Below are 520 nucleotides of genomic sequence, written 5' to 3' on the forward strand. Positions count from 1 at the left end.
TTGGGCCGAGTCATTTCGTTGTCGCCGTGATAGGCGGCACCGATCGAGGCATAGTTCAGCTCGGTGCCGAACACGGCATAGAGCGCCATGTCGACGAAGTTCATGAAGTGCGGCGTGCCGCGCAGATGCGTGTCCTGGGCGATCAGCGCGACGAGATCCTCGCGCACGAAGGAGAGCGCTGCGAGATCCTTCACCACTTGCTCGAAATTATGGTCGCCGTCATGATGGACGATGTTCCGGCGGCCGCGCTCCTCGAGCATGACGTGGCGGACATAGCTGGGCACGTCGCCATGGAAGAGCCGCATGCGGCGCGCAGCCTCGGGGAACATGCGGCGGACGCGCTCATGGGCGAAGCGCAGATAGTCCGGAGAGATGTCGATCAGATCGAGATCGAAGTCGAACGCCTCGATGCAACCCGCGAAATAGGCGGTGGAGCCGCCCATGAACACGCCGACTTCGACGACGCGGTCGAACTGGCCGTTATAATCGCGCAGCGTGCGGACGATGTCGTAATAATATT

General features: G+C 61.3%; 1 protein-coding gene. It reads right to left on the reverse strand.

Annotation, left to right across the window (positions count from 1 at the left end; genetic code table 11):
• A partial coding sequence (locus AC1B00_RS09675; RefSeq protein ID WP_488849519.1) for a CmcI family methyltransferase occupies positions 1-520 on the reverse strand: 520 nt, incomplete at both ends.

The sequence above is a fragment of the Campylobacter sp. DY7 genome, from assembly GCF_057802535.1.